This is a genomic window from Pseudoduganella sp., assembly GCF_041914865.1.
Lineage (GTDB): Bacteria > Pseudomonadota > Gammaproteobacteria > Burkholderiales > Burkholderiaceae_D > Rugamonas.
Genome location: NZ_JAYSCO010000032.1, coordinates 1 through 26273, shown reverse-complemented (window position 1 = coordinate 26273; position 26273 = coordinate 1). Strand labels below are relative to the sequence as shown.

The following is a 26273-nucleotide window of genomic DNA, read 5'->3' as shown; positions in this document are numbered from 1 at the left end:
CAACCACTTCAAACCTCTAAATCCGGGCTCCGGTCGGACAACCCCACAAACGCCGCCGAAACGCAGCTTTTGTCCGTTTGTCAGACCTGACCCCGAATTCGTTACGATTGGTGAGAATCTTTTGCGCTGGTAGGAATATGATGGCTGTGAGGATAGCCAGATGTTACTCGAGCGTGATAGGCAGTTGGAGGCGCTGCAGCGGCTTGCCAGTCGCGTGCTTGCGGGCACGGGCGGAATGGCGCTGGTGCTGGGGGAGGCCGGCATCGGCAAGTCCTCGTTGTTGCAGGCCTGCGCGGCTTGCCTGCGCGACCGTTTCACGGTGCTGCAGGGCGCTTGCGAAGATCTGTCCACCCCGCGTGTCCTCGGCCCGCTGCGCGACTTTGCGCCGGTGCTCGGCGGCGACGTGGTCGCGGCCATCGACCATGCGGCCCATCCGGACCAGTTGATGCCTTTGCTGCTGGGCCGCCTGGCCAGCCTGCCTCGCCCGGCCCTGGTCGTGTGCGAAGACTTGCACTGGGCCGACCAGGCCACCCTCGATCTGCTGAAGTACCTGGCGCGCCGCGTCGCCAGCCATCCGATCCTGCTGCTGGCCAGCGCGCGCGATGATGAACTGCCGCCCGACCATGCCTTCTGGCGCTGGGCCGGCGACCTGCCTGCCGCCAGCACCCAGCGCCTTTCCCTGCCGCCCTTGTCGCCTGCCGCCGTGGCGGAGCTGGCGCAGGGCGCGCCCTGCGATCCGGTGGAGCTGCACCGTGTCACCGGCGGCAATCCGTTTTTCCTGTCCGAGCTGCTGGCCGATGCGGCCGCCCCTGCGCCGGGGCAGTTGCCGGCCTCGGTGCGCGATGCGGTCTGGGCCCGCTTGTCGCGGCTCGACGCGACCGTGCGCACCGTGCTGGAACTGGTCAGCGTGAGCCCGGTGCCGCTGGAGGAGTGGTTGCTGGAAGCCTTGCTGGGCGATGGGGCGGCGCTGGCCATCGACCGCAGCGTCGATAGCGGCCTGCTGCAGCGCGGCCAGGCCGGCCACCTGTCGTTCCGCCATGAGCTGGCGCGCCAGGCAGTACTGAGCGGTTTGCGGCCGGCCGCCACGCGCGCTTTGCACAAGCGCCTGTGCCACGCGCTGGCGGAGCAGGCGCCGCCGCAGGCGAAGGTGGAGCTGGCGCGCCTGGTGCACCATGCCACCGGGGCGCAGGATGCGCACATGGTTCTGCAGCTGGCGCCGCGCGCGGCGCGCCAGGCGGCGGCGCTGGGCGCGCACCGGCAGGCGGCGGCGCACCTGGCCAGCGCGCTGCAGTTCGTCGATGCGGTGGCCTGGACCGGCGATGCGGCCCAGCTGTACGAGGACTGGGCCTACGAGGCGGGCCTGCTGCGCATCGACCAGCAGCTGATCGAGGCGCGCCAGCAGGCCATCGCGCTGTGGCAGAGCGTGGACCGGCCCGACAAGGTGGGCCTGAACCTGCGCTGGCTGGCGCGCACCTACTGGTACCGGGGCGAGGCGCGCGAGGCGGAGCGCTACGGGCTGGAGGCGATCCGTACGCTGGAACAGCTCCCCAACAGCAAGGAGCTGGCCATGGCGTACAGCATGCGCTCGCAGCACCAGATGCTGCAGGACCATCCGCACTCGGCCATCGAATGGGGCCAGATCGCGCTGGAGCTGGCGACGGCGCTGGACGATAACGACACGCGCGTGCATGCGCTGACCAATATCGGCAGCGCGCGCCTGTTCCTGGGCGACGATGCCGGCCAGCGCGACCTGGCCGAGGGACTGGAGATCGCGCTGGCCTGCCACCTGCACGAGCATGCGGCGCGCATCTACAGCAACTGGACGGAATACGCGGTGGTCTTCAAGCAGTTCGCCCTGGCCGAGCGCCTGCTGGCGGAGGGCTTTGCTTACCACCACGAGCATGAGCTGGATGCGTGGGTGCATTACCTGACCGGCTGGCAGGCCCAGCTCCACCTCGACAAGGGCGAGCTGTGCACCGCTGCCGCGCTGGCGCGCCAGGTGCTCGCGCTGCCCGACCTGAGCCTGGTGATGCGCCTGCCGGCGCTGACGGTGCTGGGCCGCACCCTGTCGCGCCTGGGCGACGAGGAAGCCGCGCCCTGCCTGCGCGAGGCCTTGCAGTGGGCGCGCGCCACCGGCGAGGCGCAGCGCCTGCTGCCGGTGCTGCTGGCCCTGAGCGAGGCGGCGTGGCAGGCGCAGGATGGCGATGCCTGCCGTCGCTGGCTGGACGAGATCGCGCATTTCGACCTGTCGGGCGTGAATGCCTGGGACCTGGCCGAGGTGGCGGTCTGGCGCCAGCGCGCGGGCTTGCCGCCCCTGAGCGCCACGCAGGGCCGCGCCACCTCTGGCGCCGACGAAGCACCCGCCTGGCCGGCGCCGCGCGCCGCCGAGCTGTCGGGCCGGGCGATGGAGGCCTGCGATGCCTGGCTGGCGCTCGGCCTGCCGTTCGAAGCGGCGCTGGCCCTGCTCGACCTGCCCGATGCCGCCGCCGCTGCCGCCATCCCGAAAGCGTTGGCCTTGCTGGAACAGATCGGCGCCGCCCCGGCGGCCGCCCTGGCCCGCCAGCGGGCGCGCGCCGGCGGCATGCAGGCGCAATTGCCGAAAGCGCGGCGCGGCCCGTACGGCGCCGCGCGCGAGCATCCCTGCGGCCTGACAAAGCGCGAAGCGCAGGTGCTGGAGCTGCTGCTGGATGGGCTGAGCAACGCCGACATCGCGCAGCGCCTGTGCCGCTCCGAACGCACCATCGAACACCACGTCTCCACCCTGCTCGGCAAACTGGGCGCCAGCACGCGCCTCGACCTGCTGCGCCGTCCGCCCTCCTCGCTGCTGCAAAACTAGGTGCCGGCCGGCGCGGAATTTAGGTACCAGTACCAATTCGCCGTCGCCGCCACGCGCCTAAAGTGGCATGCAAGGGCGCGGTTCACACATTGGTCCGACAACCCGCACCCCGCCTTGTTTCCCCACCCGGACCGCCTGGAGACTGTCATGGAAGATTTGAGTGCTCGCAACATCAAGAAAAACCATATCAAAATCGTGGTCAGCGAAGGCCGCGTCACCCTGGAAGAACTGCACAAGGCGCTGGACGTGGCCGTGGCGCAGATGGTGCCGAAAGGCGGCTGCAACTGCGGCCTGACCGGCTTCGACCTGACCTTCCTGCGCGGCGACCCGGCTATCGGCCGCGTCATGCGCGAAGTGCCGCACATCGAAAGCGTGCTGGTGGAAAATGAAATCCTCCAACGCTAAGCTGGCTGCCGCCGACCCGCGCCCGGCTCCGGGCGTGGGCGTCAGCTACGAGGGGCGCGAACCGGCGCTCCTGGAACTGATGCTGCCGCACGTCGACATCATCGAGGTCACGCCGGAAACCATGTCCGTGGCGGAGGGCGACACCATCCGCCTCGACCCAGCCATCGTGGCCGAGCTGCAGAACATCGACCGCGAGAAAACCATCGTGGTGCATGGGGTCAGCCTGTCGATCGGTTCGCACGACGGCTGGTCGCCGACCTACCTGCGCCTGCTGGATGAACTGGTGGACAAGGTGCGCGTGCGCTGGCACAGCGAGCACCTGGGCTATACCCGGGTCGACGGCGAGCACCTGGGCATCATGCTGGCCCTGCCGCGCACCGAGCAGGCCGCCGAACTGGTGGCGCAGCGCGCCTGGTGCCTGCAGCAGCGCTACGGGCTGCCCTTCCTGCTGGAGAATATCGTGCACGTGGTGCCGGACTGCCCGGCCGACTATACCGACGCCGGCTTCCTCAACGCCATTGCCGCCGCCAGCGGCTGCGGCCTGATCCTCGACGTCTACAACCTCGAATGCGACGCGCACAACCACGCGCTCGACATCCAGGCCTTCCTGGCCGAACTGGACGGCGCCCATGTGCGCGAGCTGCACGTGGCCTGCGGCGTCACCCACAATGGCCTGATGCTGGACGTGCATTCGCGCCTGCCCCGCCCCGGCACGCTGGACCTGGCGCAGCAGGTGCTGCGCGACGTCGCCACCGAGGCCGAAGTGATCGTCTACGAATTCATGCCCGAAGCCGTGCCCGGCCTGGGCCACGCCGCCATCGCCGGCACCCTGCAGCAGATGCGGCAACGCCAATGGAGGTGACAGCATGGACCTGGCCAGCCACCAGCGCATCCTGCTCGGCCTGATGCGCGCGACCTTTGAGCCCGGCGCCGCCGACGCGCCCTACTACCACCGCGTGGCCGCCTCCATCGACCTGCAGGAAGCGCGCGGCAACGTCTACCTGTGGCGCGTGTTCGTGCTGGAGCGCACCTGCGTGCTGAGCGTGGCCCTGCTGCGCCAGCGCGGCCTGCTGGAGGAAGCGCTGCAAGCGTTCATCCGGCGGCAGAACATCTCGCCGTTCCGCGAGTACCAGCCGCTGGCCTTCCTGGCTTTCCTGGCCGGCCATGCCGACCCGCTGGTGGTGGCGGTCGCGCAGTTCGAACTGGCGCTGATGAAGGTGCGCGCCGGCGACGCGGGCAGCTATGTGGTGGACTGGTGCTGCGATCCGGCGCCGCTGCTGCACGCGCTGGCGCAGGGGGCGCCCCTGCCCGCGCCGGCAGCGCCGGCCGCCTACCGCAGCACGGTCAGCGCCGCCCTGCCTCACTTATTCGAGATAAACAGCGTGGCATTCGCCTCGGCGAACTGACGCAGCAGATTCCACACGGCGCGCACGCGCGGCAGGCGGTACAGGTCGACCGGCGCCACCAGCCAGTAGGCGCGCTCCACGTAGACCTCGTCCTGCAGCACCGGCACCAGGCGGCCGTCGGTCGCCATATAGGGCGGCGCCATCATCAGGCCCAGGCCGGCGGCGGCGGCTTCGGCCTGCGCCAGCATGCCGGTGCAGCACAGGCGGCGGCGCGGGTTCACGCCCAGTTCGTCGAGGAAGTTCAGCTCATTGCTGGCCAGGCGGTCCTGCACGTAGTCGACAAAATCGTGGCCGGCCAGGTCGCTGCGGCGCTGGATGGGCGGGTGGCGCGCCAGGTAGGCCGGCGAACCGTAGACATACAGGCGGAACGAGGCCAGGCGCGTCACCATGTAGCGGCCCGTGTTGGGCGCATCGAGCGTCACGCCCAGGTCGGCCTCGCGGCTGGCCAGGTTGGCGAAGCGCGGCTGCACCAGCAAGTCCACCGACAGCTCGGGGTAGTCCTGCAGGAAGGTCGCCAGCAGCGGCGTGATGAAGCGCACGCCAAGCGCCTCCGGCACGCCCAGCCGCACCACGCCACGGATCGCCACCTCGGTGCCGGACAGTTGCCCCTGCGCCGCCAGCACGGCGCTTTCCATCGCCTCCGCATGCGGCAGCACGGCGTGCCCCATCTCGGTCAGTTCGTAGCCTTCGCGCGAGCGGTCGAACAGGGTGGCGCCAAGCTGCTGCTCCAGGCGGTCGATGCGGCGCGAAACGGTGGTGTGCTCGACCTCCAGCCGGCGCGAGGCGCCGGACAAGGTGCCGGCGCGCGCCAGCTCGAGGAAGAAACGCAGGTCAGTCCATTCGGGCAATGTCTTCATGCGGCGTATTGTGCATCATTTTCCGGCGCATGGGTGTTGCTGTGCAAAAATGCACACACGGTGGGCGCCGCCTCCGGTTCCCGCAGTGATGCATTTCTTGCACACTGCACGCTCCTGCAACGCTGCCCACGAGGACTATGTATTCCGAGATCAGCTACACCAGCGACGATGGCCTGCGCCTGTATGCGCGCGACTATCCGGCCGCCAGCGGCGCCGCGCGCCTGCCCGTGATCTGCATCCACGGCCTGACGCGCAATTCGGCCGACTTCGAAGACGTGGCGCCATGGATCGCCGCCCAGGGCCGGCGCGTAATCGCGGTCGATGTGCGCGGCCGGGGCAACTCCGACTACGACCCCAAGCCAGACCGCTACACGCCCATGGTCTACGCCAACGACGTGGTCAAGCTGGCGCGCGACCTGGGCATCGAGCGCGCGGTCTTCATCGGCACCTCGATGGGCGGCCTGATCACCATGACGCTGGCGGTGCGCAAATCGAGCCTGGTGGCGGCGGCGGTGCTGAACGATGTGGGCCCGGCGCTGTCGGAGCGCGGCCTGTCCCGCATCCGCGGCTATACCGGCAAGGGCGAGGCTTTCACCAGCTGGCAGCAGGCGGCCGACTACATCAAAGGCATCAACGACGTGGCCTTTCCCGACAACTCGGCGCAAGAGTGGGAACGCTGGGCGCGCCGCGCCTTCCGCGAAGAGCGCGACGGCCGGCTGGCGCTGCGCTACGACCCGAACATCGCGGTACCGATCCGCGCCAACAAGCTGAAGGCCACCTCGCTGGCCGCGCACTTCGCCTTCCGTCGCCTGGCGCGCCGGCGCCCGACCATGCTGGTGCGCGGCGGCCTGTCGGACCTGATCGAGCCGGAGCAGGCCGGCGCCATGCGCGCCGCCGCGCCGGGCATGCGCTATGCCGAGGTGCCGGGCGTCGGCCACGCGCCCATGCTGTCGGAACCCGCCGCGCTGGAGGCGCTGCGCAGCTTCCTCGACAGCGTGGATTGAACTATATTGGGCGGACGGAGACACCGAATGAAAAAATACATACCGCTACTCATCGCATTGACGCCGCTGCTGGCCGGCGCGCAGGAACTGAAAGTCGCGCTCATCGCCGGCAAGACCGGCATCCTCGAACCGTATGCCAAGGAGACCGAAGCCGGCTTCATGCTCGGCCTCGAATACCTCACCAAAGGCAAGATGGAAATCAACGGCCGCAAGCTGAAGGTCATCGTCAAGGACGACCAGAGCAAGCCGGACCTGGGCCGCACCATGCTGGCCGAAGCCTATGGCGACGACAAGGTCGATATCGCGGTCGGCACCAGCTCCTCCGGCTCGGCCATCGCCATGCTGCCGATCGCCGCCGAGTACAAGAAAGTGCTGATCGTGGAGCCGGCCGTGTCGGACGCGATCACCGGCCAGAAGTGGAACAAGTACATCTTCCGCACCGCCCGCAACTCCATGCAGGACGGGCTGGCCGCCGCGTCCACCTTCAAGCAGGGCAGCGTCGCCTTCCTGGCGCAGGACTACGCCTTCGGCAAGGACGCGGTGAAAGCTGCGCGCGAAGCCTTGCGCCTGACCGGCTCCAAAGCCACCATCGTGCATGAGGAATACGCGCCGCAGAACGCCACCGATTTCACCGCTTCGGCCCAGCGCATCTTCGACCAGCTGAAAGACAAGCCGCAGCCGCGCGTGCTGCAGATCATCTGGGCCGGCCCCAACCCGATGAACAAGATCGCCGACATGAAGCCCGAGCGCTACGGCATCACGCTGGCGCCGGGCGGCAATATCCTGCCGGTGCTGAAGACCTGGAAAGCCTTCGCCGGCACCGAAGGCACGATCTATTACTACTACGATTTCCCGAAGAACCCGATGAACGACTGGTTCGTGGCCGAGCATATGAAGCGCTACAAGAAGCCGCCCGACATGTTCACCGCCGGCGGCTTCAGCGCCGCCAGCGCCGTCGTCACCGCCCTGGCCAAAGCCGGCGGCGGCGACACGCCCCGGCTGATCGCTGCCATGGAAGGCATGGAGTTCGACACGCCCAAGGGCCGCATGGTGTTCCGCAAGGAAGACCACCAGGCCATGCAGCCGATGTACCACTTCCGCATCAAGAAGGAGCAGAAGAACGAATGGGACCTGCTGGAACTGGTGCGCGAAATCCCGGCAGCCGAGCTGCCGGTCCCCATCAAGAACAAGCGCTGAACCATGACTCCATTGCTGTCCACACTCGGGCTGACCATCCGCTTCGGCGGCCACACGGCCGTCGATAACGTCAGCGCCGATTTCCACGCGGGCCAGTTGACGGTGATCGTCGGCCCGAATGGCGCCGGCAAGACCACCTATTTCAACCTCATGTCCGGCCAGCTGCCGGCCAGCAGCGGCCAGGTGCTGCTGCGCGGCGAGGACATCACCCGCAGCGGCCCGGCGGCGCGCACCCGCAAAGGCATCGGGCGCGCCTTCCAGCTGACAAACCTGTTCCCGCACCTTAGCGTGCACGAGAACGTGCGGCTGGCGGTGCAGGCGCAGGCCGGCGCCGGCATGAAGCTGTGGTCGGTCTGGTCCAGCCACAAGGAGCTGATCGAGCGCGCCGACCACTACCTGCAGCGCGTGGCGCTGGCGGCGCGGCGCGACACGCCGGTGGCCGCCCTGTCGCACGGCGACAAGCGCAAGCTGGAAGTGGCCATCCTGCTCGCGCTGGAGCCGCAAGTGATGATGTTCGACGAGCCCACGGCCGGCATGAGCGTGGACGAAGTGCCGGTGGTGCTGGACCTGATCCACCAGGTCAAGGCCGAACGCAACAAGGCCGTGCTGCTGGTGGAGCACAAGATGGACGTGGTGCGCGCCCTGGCCGACCGCATCATCGTGCTGCACCATGGCGCCCTGGTGGCGGACGGCGAACCGGCCGCCGTCATGTCCTCCGCCATCGTGCAGGAAGCCTACCTCGGAAGCGCGCTCCATGACTGACACCCTGCTCACACTGTCCGGCGTGCACACGCACATCGGCGAATACCACATCCTGCAAGGCGTCGACCTGGCGGTGCCGCGCGGCGGCCTGACGGTCCTGCTGGGGCGCAACGGCGCCGGCAAGACCACCACGCTGCGTACCATCATGGGCCTGTGGCGCGCCAGCGCCGGCAAGGTCGAGTTCAATGGCCGCGACATCGGCAAGCTGGACACGCCGGCCATCGCGCAGGCCGGCATCGCCTACGTGCCGGAATCGATGGCGGTGTTCAGCGCCCTCACCGTGCGCGAAAACCTGGTCCTGGCCGCGCGCAGCGGGCCGATGGACACGGCGCGCCTGGAGTGGATCTTCTCCTTCTTCCCGGCGCTGGAGAAGTTCTGGAACTACCCGGCCGGCAACCTGTCGGGCGGGCAGAAACAGATGGTCGCCATCGCGCGCGCCATCATCGAACCGCGCGCGCTGCTGCTGATCGACGAGCCGACCAAGGGCCTGGCGCCGGCCATCATCCAGAACCTGGCCGACGCCATCCGCCAGCTCAAGGGCCAGACCACCGTGCTGCTGGTGGAGCAGAACTTCAACTTCGTGCGCCAGCTGGGCGACACCGTGGCGGTGATGGACGACGGCCGCATCGTCCACAGCGGCGCCATGGCCGACCTGGCCGCCGACCGCGCCCTGCAGGAACGCCTGCTGGGACTGGCCCTCGACTCGCACCAATAAGGAATAACCGTGAGCGCAACCACTTTGCCCGCCGTCCCGCGCGACGTGCTGCCCCTGCTGCTGGTGCCGGCCCTGATGCTGGCCATGCTGCCGCTGGTCGGCAGCGTGCCGACCTGGGTCACCCTGACCATGGCCGGCCTGGCGATGGGCATGATGATCTTCATCATGTCGAGCGGCCTGACCCTGGTGTTCGGCCTGATGGACGTGCTGAACTTCGGCCACGGCGCCTTCGTCTCGGTCGGCGCCTTCGCCGCCACCCTGGTGCTGCTGCCGATGCAGGGCTGGCTGGAAGCCGACTCGCTGGCCTTGAACCTGGCCGTGCTGGGCATGGCCGTCGCCATGGCCATGGCGGTGACCGCGCTGCTGGGCTGGGCCTTCGAGCGCGTCATCATCATGCCAGTCTACGGCCAGCACCTGAAACAGATCCTGATCACCATGGGCGGCATGATCGTGGTCGAGCAGCTGATCCACGTGGTCTGGGGCGCCGACCACAAGCCCATGCCGCTGCCAGCCGCCCTGCGCGGCGCCATCTTGCTGGGCGACGCCGCCATCGAGAAGTACCGCCTGCTGGCGGTGGTGGTCGGCCTGCTGGTGTTCGCCGTGCTGACGCTGGTACTCAACCGCACCAAGCTAGGCCTGCTGATCCGCGCCGGCGTGGAGAACGGCGAGATGGTGGAAGCCCTGGGCTACCGCATCCGCCGCCTGTTCGTCGCCGTGTTCGCCGCCGGCTCGGCGCTGGCCGGCCTGGGCGGCGTGATGTGGGGCCTGTACAAGGAAACCCTGACCGCCTCCATGGGCGGCGAAGTGATGGTCATGGTCTTCATCACCATCATCATCGGCGGCTTAGGTTCGGTGGGCGGCTGCTTCATCGGCGCGCTGCTGATGGCGCTGACCGCCAACTACGCCGGCTTCCTGGCGCCCAAGCTGGCGCTCGTGTCCCATATCGTGCTGATGATCGCCATCCTGCTGTGGCGCCCAGCCGGCCTGTCGAGGAAATAATGCTGACTACCCTGCTCTCCGGCGACCTGCCGCGCAGCCGCACCCTGGGCGCCATGCTGGCCCTGGTGGTGCTGGCCCTGGCGCTGGCGCCCTTCATCACCACCGGCGCCCGCCCGCTGAACACCGCCGCCACCATCTGCATCTACATCGTGCTGGTGGCCTCCTACGACCTGCTGCTTGGCTACACCGGCATCGTCTCGTTCGCCCATACCATGTTCTTCGGCATCGGCGCCTACGGCGTCGGCCTTGGTTTCGACGGCATGACGCCGACCTGGAGCGGCGCCGCCATCGGCCTGCTGGCGGCACTGGCGCTGGCCCTGGTGCTGGCTTTCATCATCGGCCTGTTCGCGCTGCGCGTGCGCGCCATCTTCTACTCCATGATCACGCTGGCGGTGGCATCCAGCTTCGCGGTGCTGGCCTCGCAGCTGTCCGACCTGACCGGCGGCGAGGACGGCAAAACCTTCGACGTGCCCGACCTGCTGTCGCCCGCCAACGAGTTCGGCGAGTTCATGGGCCGCATCGTGGACGGCAAGGTACTCACCTACTACATCGTGTTTTTCGCCGCCGTGCTGATTTTCCTGGCCCTGCTGCGCATCGTGAACTCGCCGTTCGGGCGCGTGCTGCAGGCGATCCGCGAAAACGAATTCCGCGCCGAGGCGCTGGGCTACCGCACCGTGGTCTACCGCATCGCCGCCAACTGCATCGGCGCCGTCGCCGCCACCCTGGCCGGCGCCCTGCTGGCCCTGTGGCTGCGCTATGTCGGCCCCAAGACCACGCTGGGCTTCGAGGTGATGACCGACATCCTGCTGATCGTGGTGATCGGCGGCATGGGCACCATGTACGGCGCCGTGATCGGCACCGCCCTCTTCATCCTGGCCAACAACTACCTGAAGTCGCTGATGGCGCAGGCGGCCGGCGCGGTGGCCGGCGTGCCGCTGCTGGAAGCGGCGCTGCACCCGGACCGCTGGCTGCTGTGGCTTGGCATCCTGTTCATCCTGGCCATCTACTTCTTCCCGAGCGGGATCGTGGGCAAACTTACTCGCGCGGCAGGCCGGACGAGTACTTAGCGATCACGGCATCGATGCGGCCATCGGTGCGCAGCGCCGCCATGCCGCGCCGCACTTCGCTGGCCAGGCGCGCATCGTCGAACTTCTTCGACATATGCAATTGCACGTCGCGTGCATTGACCGGGAACGCGCTTCCCAGCTGGCTGCGCTGCACGCCGAGCTTGCGCATTGCATAGAAAATGCCGGGCCGGCCGCCGACGAGCACGTCGATGCGTTTTTCCAGCAGCATGTGCAAGCCCTGCACATGGTCGCTGATTTCGTAATGGTGGATCGCCTTGTCGTTCATGAACTCCGGGCCGTAGTCCGTGCCGCGGATGCGCGCCACGATCAAGCCGCGCAAGTCCCGGATGCGGCGCAGCGGCGTGCCGGCGCGGCCGATGGCGATCGCTTCCAGCGACCACACCGCACCCGCCGGCTGCGCCACCTCGGCGATGGCCGGGCTGGGCATGGCCAGCATCATGTCCACCTGGCCGGAACGCAGCAGCGCCAGCGCACGCGCATACGGCGCGCCCACCACCTCGACCGGGCGCCCCAGCTCGCGGCCCAGCAACTCGAAGACTTCGGTATAGGCGCCGCTCTGGCGGCCCTGCGCATCGAGCATGCCGTACGGCTCGATCTGCATCACGGCGGCGCGCAGCGCGCGGGTTTCAGCGCCGGCACGCGGCGCGGCGCACCATGCCAGCATGCCCGGCAGGCAGGCCAGCAAACAGCGGCGCCGCGTCAATGCCATGCTTCAGGTTCCAGCGCTGGCGCTCGGTCGCTCGGCAATGCGGTCGCGCCAGGCCTGCAGGTGCGCCAGCCCATGCTCGGCGGGGCGGAACTTCATCAGCCCGCGCGCAAAGTCGAAGGCGCAGAAGGCGGTGATGTCGGCGATGGTGAAGCGCTGGCCCGCGATGAAAGGCTGGGTCGCCAGCACGCCGTCCAGCCAGCGCGCGTTCTCGCGGAATTTCTCGCCCTGCGCGGCGCCGAAGTCGGGGAACTGCGGGTTCTCCATCGGCGCGAAGCCGGGGTGCGAATGGCGGATGCTGTTGGCGGCAATGGCGAACAGGTGCAGCTCCATGCGCCGGTCCGCCATTTCGATGAAGGCGCGCTCCTCGAAATCTTCGCCCATCAGGTTAGGCGCCGGGTGCAGGCCTTCCAGGTAGGTGCAGATGGCGCGCGTTTCGCACAGGATGCGGCCATCGTCGAGCTCCAGCGCCGGCACGCGGCCGAAGGGATTGAGCGCCAGGAAACGCTCGCTGCGATGCTCGCCTGCCCCCAAATCGATATTCTGCAGTTCCAGCTGGATGCCCTTCTCCGCCATGAACATGGCGACGCGGCGCGGGTTGGGGGCACGGGGGGCGGTGTACAGCTTCATTCGGTCTCCTCTGGTTTATTGGCGCGACTGGCCGGTTTCCAGCATTTTGCGCGCCTCGGCGGCAAACTGTTGCGCTTTTTCTTCGCTGTCGGGCCGAACCAACACATCGCTTGGCGGCCGCTCGATGCCGCGCTGCACCGCCGGCCGCGCGCGGATGGCGCGGATCCAGCGCTGCAGGTGCGGCAGGCCCTCGGTGTCCACGCCGGACCAGCGGTGCGTGCGCACCCAGGCCCAGTTGGCGATATCGGCGATCGAATAATCGCCGGCCAGGAACTCATGCCCGGCCAGGCGCGTATCGAGCACCTTGAACAGGCGCCGGCACTCGCCCTGGTAGCGGTCGATGGCAGGCTGGATCTTTTCCGGGAAGTAGCGGAAGAACACATTCGCCTGCCCCATCATGGGGCCGATGCCGCCCATCTGGAACATGAGCCACTGCATCACCAGCGAGCGCCCCTTGGCGTCCTGCGGCATCAGGCGTCCGGTTTTTTCCGCCAGGTAGAGCAGGATCGCGCCCGACTCGAACACGGCAAAGTTGTCTTCCGCACGGTCGACAATGGCCGGGATGCGCCCGTTCGGATTAATCGCCGTGAACCACGGCTCCTTCTGCTCGCCCTTGCCCAGGTCGAGCACATGCAGCTCGTATGGCAGTTCCAGCTCTTCCAGTGCGATGGAAACCTTGTGACCATTCGGCGTCGCCGCGGTGTAAAAATCGATCATCAGCGTTCCTTTCGAGGGATCGCTGCATCATATCCGAGCGCACAAAAAAAAACCGGCCGATTGGGAGGGGGCCGGTGAAAACGCTTTTTAGGGCGCGGGGATAGAAGAAACGAAACTGTGCCGGATTGAGGAATCCGGCAACCGGGCTTGCAGCGTCGCTGCAGGCTATGGAGGTACTTTGCCACCTTTCCCGGCGTCAAGGCTTAGGACTTCATTAAGGAACGAAATATGCGCGGACGAAAAAAAACCCGCGCCATGCGCGGGTGAAGGGATTCAAATCGGGAGAGATTTGAAAGTGCTGGGATGGATAATCAGCCGCCAATATAAGCGGTTGATTTTCCGAAGATCGAAACTACACGACTTCGTATAAGATAGTACAATTTTTATAAGAGAAACTCTCGAAAAGTCACAATGCAGGAAAAAATTTGTAAATGGACCATTTATTCCGCCTTCAGCCTGGGCGCTTTGGCCATTTCCGCCTGCAGCACGGCCCCGCCAGCGCCGCCCGCCGTTCCCGCCGCCGCTCCCACGCTGGCTGCCAGCCAGCAGGCCCATGCCATCGTCCCCGGCGAATCGCTGGTCGCCATCACGGTGCGCCGCAGCGGCCCGCTGGCCCGCATGGGCCACGACCACGTGGTCGCCACGCGCCAGATAGAGGGTTTCGTCGACCTGGCCAAAGGACACACCGAACTGCGCTTCCGCCTCGACCAGTTGCAGGTGGATGAACCGGCCCTGCGCAAGGAAGCCGGCCTGGAAACCCAGCCCAGTGCCGACGCCATCGACGGCACGCGCAGGAATATGTTCAGCAAGGTGCTGCAGGCCGCCGCCCACCCCTGGGTTGTGGTGCGGGCCGACCTGCACGGCGAGGTTTTGAATGCGCACATCACGCTGCACGGCGTCACGCGCGACTACCGCGTGCCGCTGCAGCTGCAGGCCGACGGCAAGGCACTGAAGGCAAGCGGCAGCTTCACCGCACGCCAGAGCGATTTCGGCATCACGCCCTTCGCCGTGTTCGGCGGGGCGCTGTCCGTGAAGGATGAAATGGAGCTGCGCTTCGCGATCAGCGCGCGACGATAAGGCGCAAGCCAAGTCCGACAAAGACCGCGCCCGCGCCGCGATCGAGCCACAGGCCGGCGCGCGGATGACGGTTGATCCACTTGCCCACCGCGCCCGAGAAATAGCCAAGCGCGCCAAACAGCACGCAAGCCTGGAGCGTAAACAGCAGCCCCAGTTGGGCCGTCTGCCAGCTCGCATCGCCGCGCCCCGCCACCACGAACTGCGGCAGGAACGACAGGAAGAACAGCACGACTTTCGGATTGATCGCGTTGGCAAACAAGCCCTTGGCGAACAGGCGACCCAAAGACTCCTGCGGCAAATCGGCCTGCCCCACCCGCGCCCCGCCCTTGCTGCGCAGTGCGCCAATCCCCATCCAGATCAGGTAGAGTCCACCAGCAACCTTCAGCGTCGTGAACGCCGCAGGCGACGCGGCGATCAGCGCCCCCACGCCCAGCGCCGCCAGGACCGTATGGCTAAGACAGCCCAGGGCGCACCCCAGGCCGAACACCACGCCCTGCTTGCGCCCACGCGACATGCCCATACTTAACACCATCAGGTTGTCCGGTCCGGGGGAAACGGTAATCAGCATGGCGGCAGCCAGAAAGGCCAGGCCTTGTTCAGGAGCGATCAGCACGGGTTTCTTTCATTCAAGTAGTTAATACAGGGAGCAGCGATGATACACCAACAACAATTCGCTACATCAGGATAGCGATTTGTCCATTACAATATTGATATTGAGGGGACCATTAATAATTGTTTTCCTATTTCGTCTCACTATTTGAATCTCCGGTATCCCTGTTATTAATCCTGGGGCTGGCCGCGCTTATCCTGCTGTTTTGGCAGAACCGCCGTTTGCGCCAGCGCCTGGCCGACAGTGAGACGCAACTCAAACGCATCCAGCTGCAAAACGAAAAGCTGGGCCGGCACCGGATCGACTTCCTGGCCGCCATGAGCCACGACATCCGCACCCCGCTGGCGGGCGTGATCGGCATGCTCAAATTCGCCCTGCGCGACCGCACCATCGCCGACCGCACCGTGGAATACCTGCGCATCGGCCTGAAGAACAGTGAAGCCCTGCTCAATATCCTGAACGACCTGCTCGACTTTTCCCGCATCGACGCCGGCCGCCTGTCCATCAGCACCCAGGACCTGGACCTGATCGACATCATCGACGAAGCCATCACCATCCTGCGCCCGCAGGCCGACGCCAAGGCCCTGCTGCTGCGCTGCGAACTGGCGCCCGGCCTGCCGCGCCACGTGCAGGGCGACCCGAACCGCATCCGCCAGATCCTGCTCAACCTGCTGGGCAACGCCATCAAATTCACCGAACGCGGCGAAGTGCGCCTGCGCGCCTCGGGCGAATCGGCGGACGGCCTGGCGCGCGTCAGCTTCGCCATCACCGACACCGGCCCCGGCATCCCGCTGGAAATGCTGCCGCGCCTGTTCCGCAAGTTCGAACCGGCCGACCTCTCCTCCACCCGCCGCGCCGACGGCCCCGGCCTGGGCCTGGCCATCTGCAAAGAGCTGGTCGACCTGATGGGCGGCCATATCGAAGCCGACACCCGCCTCGGCAAAGGCACCACGGTGCGCTTCTCGCTGCCGCTGGCCCTGGGCGCGCCGCCCGAGGAAAGCCCGCTTAACGTACCGGCCCACCTGCGCCACGCCCACCGCCTGCGCGTGCTGTGCGCGGAAGACGTGCGCACCAACCAGATCATCATCAGCACCCTGCTGGAAGGCATGGGGCACGAAGTGGCCGTGGCCGAGAACGGCCTGGAAGCGCTGCGCGCCCTGCACAGCGACGATTACGACGTGGTGCTGATGGACGGCCGCATGCCGCAGATGGACGGCGAACAGGCCGCGCGCCTGATCCGCCGTGGCGGCAGCCTGGATTTGCCGGTGCGCGACCCGCTGATCCCGATCATCGCCCTCACCGCCAACGCCACCGACCTGGACCGCGCGCGCTACCGCTCGGCCGGCATGGACGGCTTCCTCAGCAAGCCGGTCGACGAACGCCTGCTGTTCGACCTGCTGGAAAAGACCATCAACCAGCTGCTGGCGCGCGGCCGCCAGCTGCCGCGCACCGCGCCCACGCTGGCCGAGCTGGACGACATGTTCGGCGTCGCCCCCGCCAACCCGGCCATCCACATCGTGCCTTTGAGCGGCATGACGCCGCGCCACCAGCGCCGCATCGCGCAAGCCTTCCTGGAAGAAGCGCCGCGCCGCCTGGAAGAAGGCCGCCTGGCGCTGCAGAACGGCGACGGCGAAGGCGCCACCAGCGCCTTCCACGCGCTGAAAGGCAGCTGCGGCTACCTGAGCGCACCGGAACTGCACACCTTGTGCCACCAGATGGAGAAGGCCAGCGCCAGCGGCGACCTGCAAAGCGCCGCCGCCCTGTTGCCGGAACTCGAATCCCTCATCCTGCAAGCTTGCAACGACCTGCGCCGCGACGATACGATAGCGGCATGAGCGCTATCGACAGCTATGCAGCAACCTGATTTTTTCAACAAGCCCGACGGCCGCTCGGCAATACTGCTGCCCTCCGGCTTTGTCTTCGACCTCGCCAATCCCGACGCATCGGGCTTGCCTATAGAGGACATCGCGCTATGCCTGGCCTCCCAGCCGCGCTGGGGCGGCGCCGCCCGCCCGTGGTATTCGGTGGCGGAGCACTGCGTGATGGCCTCGCACCTGGTCGCACCGGAACTCGCCTACTCCGCGTTGATGCATGACTGCGAGGAGTTTCTGGGCGACTGGCCGTCGCCAGTAAAAGTCCTCCTGGGCCGGGATTTCGTCAAGAACGCAGTCAAGCCGATCAAGGATGCGCTGCGCCGGGAATTCGGATTCCAGGACGAGCATCCAGACATCAAGCATGCCGATCTGATTTGCATGGCCACGGAACTGCGCGACCTTCTACCTGCAGCATGGATGGAGTGGGGCCACCTTCCCGCACCGGTGGAATCGCGGATCGTCCCGCTTGGGCCTGACCGCGCCTACGAGCTTTTCCTCGAAAGGTACAAGCAGGTGAAGCACCTGGCGCTTCCGCCAAAGAAAAAAAGAGCAAGGAAGGCAAGCGTCAAGACTTAGCGCGCCAAACCGTTGATGCGCGCGGCAACGGGAAAACTCCACGCCCTGGCCTCGGCATCCATCTTGCCGGAAAACCGCAACGGATTATCGACCGGCGCGGCCAGCCCAAATGCCGATGCCGTACATCCAGGCGCGAAGACCACCCAGGTCTTCACATCACGGTTCCCAACCATGCAAATTCCACCTTCCGCTATTTCGCCAACTTCCTGAGCTGCACGCGCAGCGCCGAACGCGCCGCCAACAGGATATCGCCATTGCTGTCTACTGCAATTGAGCGCACCCACGGCCGGCACTCCTCCCCAGGCAGCTGGACAACGCCCTTAGGACCCCGGTCAGGCAAGCCTATGACTGTTGTAACCCGCCCCTCTGCTGTCACTTTGCGGACCGCACAATCCTGGTCGACCACAAGAAAGCTCCCATCGATGTCTGCAACAGCAGCGGCCGGACCGCAGAATCGGGCGCTATCGCCGATGCCATCCGCGAAATCACATTCGCCCACCCGGCCTGCCAATTGCCGGACCTTCCCGCCTTCGACCAGGAAAACGGCGTGCCGGTCGTCGACGACAAGCATCTGCCCAAGCGCATTCACCGCAACGCCTACCGGCAAGAGATATCGAACAGCTTCGCCCTCCAGCTCCGCCCCGGCCAGCAAAGTCTTGCGGCCATCCGGAGTGACTTTCCAGATCTCGCCCGCCGTCGCGAAGATTGTTCCCTGCCCATCGGTCGCGATGCCACCTATATTCGACGGCACGCGCAGCACTTCGGTAACACCGGATCGTGTGACCAGCCCCAAGGCCGTATGGAAGACATCGCCGTAACCGGGATCCACGCTATAGGCCACATAGGCGCCACCGTTACCATCGGAAGCAACAGCTCCGGGGTTATGCAATGTAGTCACCGCCTCCATTGCCCGCGTCCTCGCATCCAGGCGGAACAGCGCCTCGTCGCCGCGGAACGTCATGAAAACCGAACCGTCCCTGGACGCCGCAATGCCCTGCGCTATGCCAGGCCGCTGCGCGAGCTTTGTTATCACAGGTTCCGGATACGTCGGCGGGCCAAAGTAACCGGCCAATACGATCACGACAAGCAGGCCAACGAAACCAGCGACAGAATCGTTCGTGGCGCAGAAGCGTACGGCGCGCGCAAGCGACGCTAGCCGATCCGTCTTGAAATGTGCAATGTTCATGCTCCTTTAAATTTCCAGCCGCGCCAAAGCTACAGAAACTTTTGCATTTTGGCAACTAGCGCTTGAAATTTGTTGGCATGCGCTCACATGAAGAGCGTTGCGGCCGATATGCCCGGGCGCAGCAGCTTCATAGACCAGATGATAAAATTGCGCTAATACGAAGTATTTAAAGACGAAATTCGAGTTATCCACTTTCACTGTGGATAAGGATGTGGAAAAGCGGCCCTTGACAGCCCGTTTCGCCTGTAACGGCGCGGCTTTCTATAAATTGCCCAATTCTTTGGCAAACGTTTAGTTCTAATAAAATCAAAGACTTAGCAAGTGTGCGTGTGTGCTTTCTTGCAACTCACTGAGCCTTCGGAAAATATTTTGACAAAAACCCTGCCGCAGAATAACGTGTCCACAATGGATGAAGGGAAAATGCATGGACGTGAAAGTTCCTGACGACGACGCAAACGAAGGCTGGATGATTGACGACGAGGCGCAGGCCGGTTCTTCCGAACTCGCCGCCGGCGCCAGCCCCGCGCCGTGGCGGGTCCTGATCGTCGACGATGACGTCGACGTGCACGTGGTTACCAAGTTCTCCCTTAGCAACGCCTGCTTCATGGGCCGCCGCCTGAGCTTCCTGCACGCCTACTCCGGCGAAGAAGCGCTGACGACCCTGCGCAACAATCCCGACGTGGCACTGGTGCTGCTGGACGTGATCATGGAAACCAGCGATGCCGGCCTGCGCGTTGCCAACCAGATCCGCTCGGAACTGAAGAACGAGCTGGTGCGCATTGTGCTGCGGACCGGCCAGCCCGGCCAGGCGCTGGAGCACAGCATCATCCTCGACTACGACATCAATGATTTCTGGTGCAAGACTGACCTGACCACGCGCAAGCTGTTCACCACGGTCATTTCGTCCCTGCGCAATTATTCCGACCTGGTGCAGCTGCAAGCCCAGCTGGCCAAATACAACCAGCACCGCGAGCAATTTGCCGCCATCCTGCAGGGCTTGCAGCAGGGTGAAGCATGGTCCGGCCAGCTCACCATTGGCCAGCCGCCTGCCACTGTGGATATCCAGGTCCAGCCGGGCGCGGAACCGGGCACTTTCAGCGCCTCGGGACGCATCCTGAAATAATACTGTATGCACGTACAGTAGTTATCTTGCTGCCATTTCCCCGTTATTTCCCGCTAACCGCGCTAAGTGGCGGATTGAAAAGGGCTTTTTCCCTTATCCACATTGTTTGTGGATATCTTTGTTGATAAGGGGGTCTTGACAAGGCAAACAGCCCTCAACGACGCCATTTCCAACAAACTGCCTGTTCAATGTGCAGATAAAAGTCCATTAAAAATCAACGACTTAGAAAATCACGAATTCTCACACGCGTTCTTTAACTAATTAAAGTCGCGTGATACCTATCGTCAATTGTTGTGCATAACCTGCCCTGCCGCACGCCGCTGGGCAGGCTGCAGCAAGACACGCTGGATGATGGCGGACGATATGTTGTGGGACTTCATATATTCCACGGCGCACAAGGTGCTGAAACTGGCTTGCACCTCGATACCACGGTCAACGATCTCACTGCGCGCCAGGTCGACGCGAGGGGTGTGATGCAGCAGATCCATAGGACACCTTCAGGCGGGGATGGGCGGTCATGGAAGTATTAACCAAGAACCCAGGAAGTCAATATCCCACCCGCAACACCGGGGCAAACCGCGCCCGTGCCACTTGGCGTGACCCGGGCTCGCGCGCTTAGCGGTTCTGGTAGCCGCCGTAATGCTTGACGGGGCTCCACTCGGGCTGGATCGGCGGCGCTTCGGGGGCGTAGCGGGCGAAGTCGCCTGCGGCGTGGACGATGCGGCCGTTGACGACGGTCAGGGCGCTTTCCAGCGTCTTGATCTCGGCTTCGGGGATGCTGAAATAGTCTTTCGGCAGCACCACCAGGTCGGCATACTGGCCTTTGGCGATCTGGCCTTTCAGCTTTTCCTCGCCGCTGAACCAGGCGCTGCCCGAGGTCATCAGCTTCAGCGCTTCAAAGCGGCTGAGGCGGTCGCGCGGCTGCCACATGGAGAGCCCGCCGGCGGTCTTGCCCGTCACCGCCCAGTAGATCGAGGGCCACGGGCCATAGCTCGAGACGCGCGTGCCGTCCGTGCCGAGGCCGACCGGGATCTTCATCTCGAGCATCTTGCGCAGCGGCGGCATCTGGCGCGTTTGTGCGCCGTAGCGCTGCCAGTAGTGCTCGCCCTGGAAGTACATGCGGTCCTGCACGGCGACGCCGCCGCCCAGTGCCTTCACGCGCGCCAGCTGGGCGTCGGTGATCGTCTCGGCGTGGTCGAAGAACCAGCGCAGGCCCTTGAACGGGATCTCGCGGTTGACCTTTTCGATCACGGCCAGGTCGCGTTCGATCGATTCGCCGTAGGTGGCATGGATGCGGAACGGCCAGCGGTTCTTCACCAGCAGGCGCAGCACCGGTTCCAGTTCGCCTTCCATATGGCTTGGCATCTCGGGGCGCGGTTCGAGGAAGTTCTCGAAGTCGGCGGCGCTCCAGACCAGGTTCTCACCGGCGCCTTCGGTGTTGTAGCCGTTGGCATAGAACATGTGGTCGTTGCGGTCGGGCTTGGCCATCGTGAGCCAGCGCTGGTAATCCTCCAGCTCCTTGCCGGGCTTTTGCGCGAACAGGTAGTAGGACGTGCGCACGGTCAGCTTGCCGTCCTTGGCCAGCTCCAGGGTCACCGAGTAGTCGTCGGGGTAGGCCTGGCCACCGCCGCCGGCATCGATGGCACTGGTCACGCCCAGGCGGTTCATCTCGCGGTAGTAGTGGATGGTGGAATTCAGCTGCTGCTCGCGCGGCAGCGCGCCGGTCTTGCCGAGCGTGGAGTACAGCACCATGGCGTTCGGCTTGGCGACCAGCAGGCCGGTCGGCTTGCCGTCGGCGCCCAGCTCCACCACGCCGTCCTTGTATTTGGTGTCCTTGTCGTAGCCCAGGACTTCGATGCCCTTCTTGTTCAGGAAGCCCAGGCCGTACAGGTAGAGGATGAAGACCGGCTTGTCGGGCACGGCTTCGTTGATTTCTTCCAGCGTCGGCAGGCGCCGTTCCTCGAACTGGAATTCGTTAAAGCCACCCACCACCTTGATCCAGGCGCCGTCCGGCGTGCGGGCGGCCTGCTCGCGCAGCATCTGCATGGCGCGCTTGAGCGAGGTTACGCCGTCCCAGCGCAGTTCGGCGTTGTAGTTCAGGCCTTCGCGGATGATGTGCAGGTGGGAGTCGTTCAGACCCGGGATGACCGTGCGGCCGCCGGCGTCGATCACCTGTGTGCCGGGCTTTTTCAGCCTGAGCACCTGGGCGTTGCTGCCCACGGCGGTGATGATGCCGTCCTTGACGGCGACTGCCTGCGCGAAGCTGCCTTCGCGCGCCATCGTGGCGACCTTGCCATTGGTGATGATCAGGTCTGTCGCTTGGGCATGCGGCAGCAAGGCAGCCAGCAAGGCTGCGGCCAGCAGCGGTCGGGCCATGGTCTTACTCCTTGATCGCTTCGATGGAGAAGCCGAGGGTGAGCTCGTCGCTGACGTGCGGGGCGTATTTGCCGGCGCCGAAGTCGCTGCGCTTGATCTTGGCGATGGCGTTGGCGCCGCAGGCGTCTTTCTTCAGCATCGGGTGCGGCATGCAGTGGAAGGAGGTCACTTCCAGGTTAACTGGCTTGGTCACGCCCTTGATGGTCAGGTTGCCTTCTACGCCGGCCAGCTTGTCGCCGTTGAAGACGAACTTGGTGGACTTGTAGGTGATGGCCGGGTATTTGGCGGAGTCGAGGAAGTCGGGGCCTTGCAGGTGGCTGTTGAACAGGTCGGAGCCGGTGTTGGCCGATTTCGGGTCGATGGTCACTTCCACCGAGCCGGTCTTGGCGGCGCGGTCGATCGTGATCTTGCCGACGGTGCTGTTGAACTTGTTCACCTGGGTCGAGTAGCCGAAGTGGCTGTACTCAAAACGGGAGAAGGAGTGGCTTGGATCGATGTTGAAGGTTTCCGGCGCGGCGGAGGCGGCGAGCGAGAAGCCGGCGGCCAGGGCCAGGGCGATCAGTTTTTTCATTGTCAGTGCTCCATGTGGGTTGGATTGACCATTATGCGACGACTACCGATCAGTGTAAAACGCATAATGTGCGCGCTACTGATCGACTTTTTCGATAGTAGGCACCACATTCAAGCAAAAAACAATCACCCTTTCGAGGTAGGCGGTTGCGCGCCGCCCTCCCCTAGGCCAGCAAGGCGGAGGGCAGCAGCCCGGCCAGCAAGCCGGCCAGGAACAGGCTGGCGGCAAAGAATCCCAGGATGCGGCGGCGGGCTGCGCGTGCTTGCTGGTAGCGGTTCATGCGTATCCTTGTGCGGGTGGATGGGAGCTGCCAAGCGTACGCTGCCCGCCGTGCCGGGCCAACGAATTGTTTTGCGTTTGCTTATCCGCTTTTCTTCGTCGCCGCGGCGGCCAAGGGCGCCTGCCCCGCCGGTATGGCGGGCGCGCGCCTTAGTCACTGCGCATATGCGCTTGCGATACGTTGCTGTCGGGCGGCACGCTTTGCGTCAGCCAGATATTGCCGCCGATTGTGGAACCGGCGCCGATCGTGATCCGTCCGAGCACCGTGGCGCCGGCGTAGATCACCACGTCGTCTTCCACGATCGGGTGGCGCGGCGTGCCTTTGATCAGGTTGCCCGATGCATCTGCCGGGAAGCGTTTGGCGCCCAGCGTCACGTGCTGGTACAGGCGCACCCGCTCGCCGATGATGGTGGTTTCGCCGATCACTACGCCGGTGCCGTGGTCGATGAAGAAGCTGGCGCCGATCTGCGCGGCGGGGTGGATGTCGATGCCGGTGCGCGAGTGGGCGATGTCGCTGATGATGCGCGCGATGAAGGGCGCGCCCAGGCGATGCAGGCTGTGCGCCAGCCGGTAGTGCAGGATCGCCACCATGCCCGGGTAGCACAGCATGATTTCGGCGATCGAGGTGGCGGCGGGGTCGCCGGCGTAGGCTGCCTGCACATCGGACACCAGCAGCGCGCGGATCTGCGGCAGCGTGGCGGCGAAGGCGCGCGTGATGGACAGCGCGGCCTGCGCCTGCCCTTCTTCCGTCTCCGCCGGCCCGGCGCCGAACTGCAGGCCGCGCCGCACCTGTTCGTGCAGGCGGTCGAGCGTGGTGTTCAGCGTGTCGCCGACGAAGTAGTCGATGCTTTCGTCGGTCAGGTTGGGGCGGCCGTAGTGCGTGGGGAACAGCACGGCGGACAGTCCTTCCAGGATTTGCACCAGCTCGGCGCGCGACGGCAGTTCGCGTACGCGTCCCTGGTGGCGGATGTTGTGCGTCGCTTCGCGCGACACGCGCAGCTGGCGCACCACTTCGTCGAGGTCCCAGCGTGCTGCGCCGCTCGCGGCGCCGTAAGAGTCGATAGCCATAAGGCACAAGCATATCGAGCCGCGGCGCAAAAACGAAAGAAGCAGTTCGCAGAAGCTTATGCTTCCAGCGCATAAGCAGGCAATCGGCGATTCCCTTAAAATAGCGCCCTTGATCCCGGGCATTACATGAAGAATATCCTCCTTACCTTGCTGCTTGCCGGCCTGACCATGGTCGGCCCGCTGGCAATCGATACTTACCTGCCATCATTCCCTGCCATCGCGGAGACCTTCAGCGCCAGCCCGATGGCGATCCAGCAGACCCTGAGCCTGTTCCTGTTCACGTTCGCTTTCATGATGCTGTTCTACGGCACCCTGTCCGACAGCTTTGGTCGCCGGCCCGTGATCCTGTGGTCGCTGGTGCTGTACATCCTGGCGTCGCTGGGCGGCGCGCTGGCCGGCTCCTTCGGCTTCCTGCTCGGCGCGCGCGTGCTGCAAGGGCTGGCGTCGGGCGCCGGTTCGGTGATCGGCCGCGCCATCGTGCAGGACCGTTTTGAGGGCATGGAAGCCCAGAAGATGCTGGGCAATATAATGATGGTGTTCGGCCTGGCGCCGGCGATTGCGCCGGTGCTCGGCGGCTGGCTGCAGGTGTCGTTCGGCTGGCGCTCGATCTTCTGGTTCCTCACCGCCTTCGGCGTGGTGATGCTGGTGGCGGTCTGGCGCTGGCTGCCGGAAAGCCTGCCGAAAGAAAAGCGCCACCCGCTGCACCTGGGCGCCATCGCCGGCAATTACTGGATGGTGCTGCGCCACCGCTGCTTCCTGCTGCTCTCGATTTCGCTGGGCGCGGCCTTCGGCGGCTTTGCGCTGTACATCGGCTCCGCCGCCTACTTCATCATGCACATCCTGAAGCTGCCGGAAACCGCCTTCGCCTGGCTCTTCATCCCGCTGATCAGCGGCCACGTGCTGGGCGCCACGGCCAGCGGCAAACTGGCGCACAAGGTGGCGCCGCGCGCCCTGATCCGCATCAGCTTTGCGCTGATGGCCGTTTCCGCTGCGCTTAACGTGGCGTACAACTGGTTCTTCAGCGCCGCCATTCCGTGGGCCGTGCTGCCGCTGTTCCTGTACTCGTTCTCGCTGGCCCTGGCCATGCCGCCGCTGACGCTGGCGGGCATGAACCTGTTCCCCAACCATAGCGGCCTGGCGGCCTCGATGCAGTCCTTCCTGCAGATGATGCTGTTCGCGCTGGTGTCCGGCCTGGTGGCGCCGCTGCTGTTTGGCAGCGCCCTGCACCTGGCCTTCGGCCTGGCCGCCTGCCTGGTGGTCAGCTACGCCGCCTATCACCTGGCTCAGGGCCAGGGCGCCGGCGTCACGTCCTGATACTGCGGGCCGCCCTGCTCCGGCTCCAATGCCGGCTGGGGCGGCTCATAGCCGGGCCGCAGGTTGGGTGGTAAGCCCAGGCCCAGTATTTCCTTCCTCCCTTCGACAAATTCGGCACTGCTCAGCGGGTGCTCCTTGTCCGGCCAGTTGGCGATGGCCCAGTTCTGCACCTCCACATAGCGCTTCCACACCTCGGCAATGAATTGCCGCCTGGTTTCCTCGTCCATTGTGCTCTCCTCAATAGTTAGGCCCACTCTACACCGAATGCGGATTCCTTGATTTTCTCTGCCTAGGCAGTATAATTACTTCATTAATGAAGGATATTGCCATGACCGATCCCTCCTGGACTACCCTGCGCGGCGGCTTCCTCGGCTACTTGCTGAGCCAGACCCGCAACGCCGCCTTCCGCGACATGAGCGACGAACTCGAGCCGCTGGGGCTGACCTGCGCCCAGTTCCGCGTCATCGCCGGCATCGCCCACCAGCGCGCGCACACCCTGAGCGACTTTGCGCGCTACCTCGATTACGACACCGGCGCCATGAAACGCCTGCTGGACCGTGTGGAGGAAAAAGGCCTGATCCGCCGCGTGCCTTGCCCGGCCGACCGGCGCGCCCTGAACCTGGAGCTGACCGATACCGCCCGCGCCCTCTACCCGCAGATGATGGCCGCCGTCAGCCGCGTCAACCAGCGCATGCTGCAGGGATTTAGCGCGGAAGAGGAAGCGCAGCTGGAAAACATGCTGCAGCGGATCCAGGCCAACACCCGGCACGGCTGAACAGGAAGACCAGCACATGAACAAAGCCTCCCCTTACGCCGCCGCACCAGCTGCGCACGCCGCGCCGGCCACACACGCCACACACGCCACACACGCCACACACGCCACACACGCCACACACG

Annotated in this window: 28 protein-coding genes; 16 read left to right on the top strand and 12 right to left on the bottom strand. The window is 65.5% G+C overall.

The annotated features are described in order from the left end of the window. The first annotated feature begins 160 nt into the window (after positions 1-160). From ACE3TQ_RS15845 to ACE3TQ_RS15830, 4 genes are all read left to right on the top strand, one after another. Positions 161-2836, top strand: coding sequence for an AAA family ATPase (locus tag ACE3TQ_RS15845; RefSeq protein ID WP_374583243.1), 2676 nt, complete (start codon positions 161-163; stop codon positions 2834-2836). 147 nt (positions 2837-2983) lie between these two features. Beyond that, a complete protein-coding gene (locus ACE3TQ_RS15840) occupies positions 2984-3241 on the top strand; it encodes a hypothetical protein (protein WP_374583242.1) in 258 nt (85 codons plus the stop codon). Continuing rightward, positions 3222-4103, top strand: coding sequence for a DUF692 family multinuclear iron-containing protein (locus tag ACE3TQ_RS15835; RefSeq protein WP_374583241.1), 882 nt, complete (start codon positions 3222-3224; stop codon positions 4101-4103). The genes ACE3TQ_RS15840 and ACE3TQ_RS15835 overlap by 20 nt, the downstream gene beginning before the upstream one ends. Positions 4104-4107: 4 nt before the next feature. After that, positions 4108-4647, top strand: coding sequence for a hypothetical protein (locus tag ACE3TQ_RS15830; protein WP_374583240.1), 540 nt, complete (start codon positions 4108-4110; stop codon positions 4645-4647). On the opposite strand, the gene ACE3TQ_RS15825 is transcribed toward ACE3TQ_RS15830, so the two are convergent. Further along, positions 4602-5504 carry a LysR family transcriptional regulator gene (locus ACE3TQ_RS15825; protein ID WP_374583239.1) on the bottom strand — a complete coding sequence of 301 codons (903 nt, stop codon included), beginning with the start codon at positions 5502-5504 and terminating at the stop codon, positions 4602-4604. The genes ACE3TQ_RS15830 and ACE3TQ_RS15825 overlap by 46 nt on opposite strands. 137 nt (positions 5505-5641) lie before the next feature. On the opposite strand from ACE3TQ_RS15825, the gene ACE3TQ_RS15820 reads away from it, so the two are divergent. From ACE3TQ_RS15820 to ACE3TQ_RS15795, 6 genes are all read left to right on the top strand, one after another. After that, positions 5642-6508: an alpha/beta fold hydrolase gene (locus tag ACE3TQ_RS15820; RefSeq protein WP_374583238.1), complete on the top strand. Its 867-nt coding sequence runs from the start codon at positions 5642-5644 to the stop codon at positions 6506-6508. A gap of 27 nt (positions 6509-6535) precedes the next feature. Further along, entirely contained in the window at positions 6536-7705 is a 1170-nt protein-coding gene (locus tag ACE3TQ_RS15815; protein WP_374583237.1) for a substrate-binding domain-containing protein, read from the top strand. Positions 7706-7717: 12 nt separating this feature from the next. Next, entirely contained in the window at positions 7718-8467 is a 750-nt protein-coding gene (locus ACE3TQ_RS15810) for an ABC transporter ATP-binding protein (protein WP_374583266.1), read from the top strand. Then, positions 8460-9182, top strand: coding sequence for an ABC transporter ATP-binding protein (locus tag ACE3TQ_RS15805; RefSeq protein ID WP_374583236.1), 723 nt, complete (start codon positions 8460-8462; stop codon positions 9180-9182). Before ACE3TQ_RS15810 ends, ACE3TQ_RS15805 begins: the two co-directional genes overlap by 8 nt. 75 nt (positions 9183-9257) lie before the next feature. Then, positions 9258-10181, top strand: coding sequence for a branched-chain amino acid ABC transporter permease (locus ACE3TQ_RS15800; protein ID WP_374583265.1), 924 nt, complete (start codon positions 9258-9260; stop codon positions 10179-10181). After that, positions 10181-11248 (top strand): branched-chain amino acid ABC transporter permease, encoded by a 1068-nt coding sequence (locus ACE3TQ_RS15795; RefSeq protein ID WP_374583235.1) that lies wholly within the window; start codon positions 10181-10183, stop codon positions 11246-11248. The genes ACE3TQ_RS15800 and ACE3TQ_RS15795 overlap by 1 nt, the downstream gene beginning before the upstream one ends. On the opposite strand, the gene ACE3TQ_RS15790 is transcribed toward ACE3TQ_RS15795, so the two are convergent. From ACE3TQ_RS15790 to ACE3TQ_RS15780, 3 genes are read right to left on the bottom strand one after another with little or no spacing between them, the layout of a single operon-like run. Further along, positions 11217-11978 carry a substrate-binding periplasmic protein gene (locus tag ACE3TQ_RS15790; protein ID WP_374583234.1) on the bottom strand — a complete coding sequence of 254 codons (762 nt, stop codon included), beginning with the start codon at positions 11976-11978 and terminating at the stop codon, positions 11217-11219. The two genes, ACE3TQ_RS15795 and ACE3TQ_RS15790, sit on opposite strands and share 32 nt — an antisense overlap. A 3-nt stretch (positions 11979-11981) precedes the next feature. Continuing rightward, positions 11982-12605: a glutathione S-transferase family protein gene (locus ACE3TQ_RS15785; protein ID WP_374583233.1), complete on the bottom strand. Its 624-nt coding sequence runs from the start codon at positions 12603-12605 to the stop codon at positions 11982-11984. A gap of 15 nt (positions 12606-12620) precedes the next feature. After that, positions 12621-13322: a glutathione S-transferase family protein gene (locus ACE3TQ_RS15780; protein WP_374583232.1), complete on the bottom strand. Its 702-nt coding sequence runs from the start codon at positions 13320-13322 to the stop codon at positions 12621-12623. Positions 13323-13733: 411 nt separating this feature from the next. On the opposite strand from ACE3TQ_RS15780, the gene ACE3TQ_RS15775 reads away from it, so the two are divergent. Then, a complete protein-coding gene (locus ACE3TQ_RS15775; RefSeq protein WP_374583231.1) occupies positions 13734-14399 on the top strand; it encodes a YceI family protein in 666 nt (221 codons plus the stop codon). Here ACE3TQ_RS15775 and ACE3TQ_RS15770 read toward each other — a convergent pair. After that, the gene (locus ACE3TQ_RS15770) at positions 14383-14967 is read right to left on the bottom strand and encodes a LysE family translocator (RefSeq protein ID WP_374583264.1); all 585 of its coding nucleotides are present in this window, start codon (positions 14965-14967) and stop codon (positions 14383-14385) included. The two genes, ACE3TQ_RS15775 and ACE3TQ_RS15770, sit on opposite strands and share 17 nt — an antisense overlap. Positions 14968-15230: 263 nt before the next feature. Here ACE3TQ_RS15770 and ACE3TQ_RS15765 point away from each other — a divergent pair, with 263 nt between their 5' ends. Both ACE3TQ_RS15765 and ACE3TQ_RS15760 read left to right on the top strand, forming a co-directional pair. Next, positions 15231-16844, top strand: a complete 1614-nt coding sequence (locus ACE3TQ_RS15765) for an ATP-binding protein (RefSeq protein ID WP_374583230.1) — start codon at positions 15231-15233, stop codon at positions 16842-16844. Positions 16845-16859: 15 nt separating this feature from the next. Then, on the top strand, positions 16860-17459 hold the full coding sequence (locus tag ACE3TQ_RS15760; protein ID WP_374583229.1) for a hydrolase: 600 nt from the start codon (positions 16860-16862) through the stop codon (positions 17457-17459). On the opposite strand, the gene ACE3TQ_RS15755 is transcribed toward ACE3TQ_RS15760, so the two are convergent. After that, entirely contained in the window at positions 17456-17614 is a 159-nt protein-coding gene (locus tag ACE3TQ_RS15755) for a hypothetical protein (protein ID WP_374583228.1), read from the bottom strand. The two genes, ACE3TQ_RS15760 and ACE3TQ_RS15755, sit on opposite strands and share 4 nt — an antisense overlap. A 35-nt stretch (positions 17615-17649) precedes the next feature. After that, positions 17650-18645, bottom strand: a complete 996-nt coding sequence (locus tag ACE3TQ_RS15750) for a hypothetical protein (RefSeq protein WP_374583227.1) — start codon at positions 18643-18645, stop codon at positions 17650-17652. 424 nt (positions 18646-19069) lie between these two features. On the opposite strand from ACE3TQ_RS15750, the gene ACE3TQ_RS15745 reads away from it, so the two are divergent. Further along, complete coding sequence (locus tag ACE3TQ_RS15745; protein ID WP_374583226.1) at positions 19070-19768, top strand: hypothetical protein; 699 nt, start codon at positions 19070-19072, stop codon at positions 19766-19768. 284 nt (positions 19769-20052) lie between these two features. Here ACE3TQ_RS15745 and ACE3TQ_RS15740 read toward each other — a convergent pair whose 3' ends face one another. From ACE3TQ_RS15740 to epsC, 4 genes are all read right to left on the bottom strand, one after another. Continuing rightward, positions 20053-20256, bottom strand: a complete 204-nt coding sequence (locus ACE3TQ_RS15740) for a hypothetical protein (protein WP_374583225.1) — start codon at positions 20254-20256, stop codon at positions 20053-20055. A 127-nt stretch (positions 20257-20383) separates the two neighbouring features. Beyond that, a complete protein-coding gene (locus ACE3TQ_RS15735; RefSeq protein ID WP_374583224.1) occupies positions 20384-22144 on the bottom strand; it encodes an amidohydrolase in 1761 nt (586 codons plus the stop codon). Positions 22145-22148: 4 nt separating this feature from the next. After that, positions 22149-22715 carry a YceI family protein gene (locus ACE3TQ_RS15730; protein WP_374583223.1) on the bottom strand — a complete coding sequence of 189 codons (567 nt, stop codon included), beginning with the start codon at positions 22713-22715 and terminating at the stop codon, positions 22149-22151. A 429-nt stretch (positions 22716-23144) separates the two neighbouring features. Next, positions 23145-24062: a serine O-acetyltransferase EpsC gene (gene epsC / locus ACE3TQ_RS15725; RefSeq protein WP_374583222.1), complete on the bottom strand. Its 918-nt coding sequence runs from the start codon at positions 24060-24062 to the stop codon at positions 23145-23147. A 126-nt stretch (positions 24063-24188) separates the two neighbouring features. Here epsC and ACE3TQ_RS15720 point away from each other — a divergent pair, with 126 nt between their 5' ends. After that, on the top strand, positions 24189-25376 hold the full coding sequence (locus tag ACE3TQ_RS15720; RefSeq protein WP_374583221.1) for a multidrug effflux MFS transporter: 1188 nt from the start codon (positions 24189-24191) through the stop codon (positions 25374-25376). Here ACE3TQ_RS15720 and ACE3TQ_RS15715 read toward each other — a convergent pair. Then, a complete protein-coding gene (locus tag ACE3TQ_RS15715) occupies positions 25346-25603 on the bottom strand; it encodes a hypothetical protein (protein WP_374583220.1) in 258 nt (85 codons plus the stop codon). The two genes, ACE3TQ_RS15720 and ACE3TQ_RS15715, sit on opposite strands and share 31 nt — an antisense overlap. 101 nt (positions 25604-25704) lie before the next feature. Between ACE3TQ_RS15715 and ACE3TQ_RS15710 the strand changes: the two genes are divergently transcribed. After that, entirely contained in the window at positions 25705-26151 is a 447-nt protein-coding gene (locus ACE3TQ_RS15710; RefSeq protein ID WP_374583219.1) for a MarR family winged helix-turn-helix transcriptional regulator, read from the top strand. The last annotated feature ends 122 nt before the right edge of the window (positions 26152-26273 follow it).

Excerpts from the sequence above, each read along its gene's own strand:
- ACE3TQ_RS15845 (WP_374583243.1), top strand. The coding sequence starts at position 161 with ATGTTACTCGAGCGTGATAGGCAGTTGGAGGCGCTGCAGCGGCTTGCC.
- ACE3TQ_RS15840 (WP_374583242.1), top strand. The coding sequence starts at position 2,984 with ATGGAAGATTTGAGTGCTCGCAACATCAAGAAAAACCATATCAAAATC.
- ACE3TQ_RS15835 (WP_374583241.1), top strand. The coding sequence starts at position 3,222 with ATGAAATCCTCCAACGCTAAGCTGGCTGCCGCCGACCCGCGCCCGGCT.
- ACE3TQ_RS15830 (WP_374583240.1), top strand. The coding sequence starts at position 4,108 with ATGGACCTGGCCAGCCACCAGCGCATCCTGCTCGGCCTGATGCGCGCG.
- ACE3TQ_RS15825 (WP_374583239.1), bottom strand. The coding sequence starts at position 5,504 with ATGAAGACATTGCCCGAATGGACTGACCTGCGTTTCTTCCTCGAGCTG.
- ACE3TQ_RS15820 (WP_374583238.1), top strand. The coding sequence starts at position 5,642 with ATGTATTCCGAGATCAGCTACACCAGCGACGATGGCCTGCGCCTGTAT.
- ACE3TQ_RS15815 (WP_374583237.1), top strand. The coding sequence starts at position 6,536 with ATGAAAAAATACATACCGCTACTCATCGCATTGACGCCGCTGCTGGCC.
- ACE3TQ_RS15805 (WP_374583236.1), top strand. The coding sequence starts at position 8,460 with ATGACTGACACCCTGCTCACACTGTCCGGCGTGCACACGCACATCGGC.
- ACE3TQ_RS15800 (WP_374583265.1), top strand. The coding sequence starts at position 9,258 with ATGCTGGCCATGCTGCCGCTGGTCGGCAGCGTGCCGACCTGGGTCACC.
- ACE3TQ_RS15795 (WP_374583235.1), top strand. The coding sequence starts at position 10,181 with ATGCTGACTACCCTGCTCTCCGGCGACCTGCCGCGCAGCCGCACCCTG.
- ACE3TQ_RS15790 (WP_374583234.1), bottom strand. The coding sequence starts at position 11,978 with ATGGCATTGACGCGGCGCCGCTGTTTGCTGGCCTGCCTGCCGGGCATG.
- ACE3TQ_RS15785 (WP_374583233.1), bottom strand. The coding sequence starts at position 12,605 with ATGAAGCTGTACACCGCCCCCCGTGCCCCCAACCCGCGCCGCGTCGCC.
- ACE3TQ_RS15780 (WP_374583232.1), bottom strand. The coding sequence starts at position 13,322 with ATGATCGATTTTTACACCGCGGCGACGCCGAATGGTCACAAGGTTTCC.
- ACE3TQ_RS15775 (WP_374583231.1), top strand. The coding sequence starts at position 13,734 with ATGCAGGAAAAAATTTGTAAATGGACCATTTATTCCGCCTTCAGCCTG.
- ACE3TQ_RS15770 (WP_374583264.1), bottom strand. The coding sequence starts at position 14,967 with ATGCTGATTACCGTTTCCCCCGGACCGGACAACCTGATGGTGTTAAGT.
- ACE3TQ_RS15760 (WP_374583229.1), top strand. The coding sequence starts at position 16,860 with ATGCAGCAACCTGATTTTTTCAACAAGCCCGACGGCCGCTCGGCAATA.
- ACE3TQ_RS15750 (WP_374583227.1), bottom strand. The coding sequence starts at position 18,645 with ATGAACATTGCACATTTCAAGACGGATCGGCTAGCGTCGCTTGCGCGC.
- ACE3TQ_RS15745 (WP_374583226.1), top strand. The coding sequence starts at position 19,070 with ATGGACGTGAAAGTTCCTGACGACGACGCAAACGAAGGCTGGATGATT.
- ACE3TQ_RS15740 (WP_374583225.1), bottom strand. The coding sequence starts at position 20,256 with ATGGATCTGCTGCATCACACCCCTCGCGTCGACCTGGCGCGCAGTGAG.
- ACE3TQ_RS15735 (WP_374583224.1), bottom strand. The coding sequence starts at position 22,144 with ATGGCCCGACCGCTGCTGGCCGCAGCCTTGCTGGCTGCCTTGCTGCCG.
- ACE3TQ_RS15730 (WP_374583223.1), bottom strand. The coding sequence starts at position 22,715 with ATGAAAAAACTGATCGCCCTGGCCCTGGCCGCCGGCTTCTCGCTCGCC.
- epsC (WP_374583222.1), bottom strand. The coding sequence starts at position 24,062 with ATGGCTATCGACTCTTACGGCGCCGCGAGCGGCGCAGCACGCTGGGAC.
- ACE3TQ_RS15720 (WP_374583221.1), top strand. The coding sequence starts at position 24,189 with ATGAAGAATATCCTCCTTACCTTGCTGCTTGCCGGCCTGACCATGGTC.
- ACE3TQ_RS15715 (WP_374583220.1), bottom strand. The coding sequence starts at position 25,603 with ATGGACGAGGAAACCAGGCGGCAATTCATTGCCGAGGTGTGGAAGCGC.
- ACE3TQ_RS15710 (WP_374583219.1), top strand. The coding sequence starts at position 25,705 with ATGACCGATCCCTCCTGGACTACCCTGCGCGGCGGCTTCCTCGGCTAC.